Annotated in this window: 1 protein-coding gene; it reads right to left on the bottom strand. The window is 71.6% G+C overall.

Annotation, left to right across the window (positions count from 1 at the left end; all coding sequences use genetic code 11):
- The coding region (locus EJK15_RS69840; RefSeq protein WP_171075455.1) for a molybdopterin-dependent oxidoreductase at positions 1-609 on the bottom strand (609 nt) is incomplete at both ends.

Raw genomic sequence — 609 nt, 5'->3', positions numbered from 1 at the left:
ACTGGTCGGTGGCCAGGTACCAGAACGCGGTGCCGGCCATGTGCCTCGTGGGCCGCTGCCAGTCGAAGGCGAAGGCCAGGTGCTGGAAGCCGGTGATCGGGCGGACTTTCTCCTGGCCGACGTAGTGGCCCCAGCCGCCGCCGTTGACGCCCTGGCAGCCGGTCAGCAGCACCAGCGTCAGGAACGAGCGGTAGATCTGGTCGGAGTGGAACCAGTGGTTGGTGCCCGCGCCCATCGCGATCATCGAGCGGCCCTCGGTGACCTCGGCGTTGCGGGCGAACTCGCGGCCGATCCTGGCGATGGTGGCGGCCGGGACCGAGGTGATCTCCTCCGCCCACGCGGGAGTGTACGGCTGCGAGGCGTCCTCGTAGCCGGCCGGCCACTCGCCTGGCAGGTCCCGGGCCACGCCGTACTGCGCCATGAGCAGGTCGAACACCGTCGTGACGAGCTTGCCGGCCACCTCGGTCACCGGCACGCCGCGCCGCATGACGGAGCCGCCCTCGGTGGCGCCTTCGTCGAAGCGCGGCAGGTCGACGGCGACTGCGCGCTCGGATCGGTCGAACAGGGTCAGCGCGGGGCTCGCGCCGTGCAGGTCGAGGTTCCAGCGGC

Source organism: Nonomuraea basaltis (assembly GCF_005893125.1).
Taxonomy (GTDB): domain Bacteria; phylum Actinomycetota; class Actinomycetes; order Streptosporangiales; family Streptosporangiaceae; genus Nonomuraea; species Nonomuraea basaltis.
The sequence above is the reverse complement of the archived record's forward strand: the minus strand, read 5'-3'. Positions and strand labels throughout refer to the sequence as shown.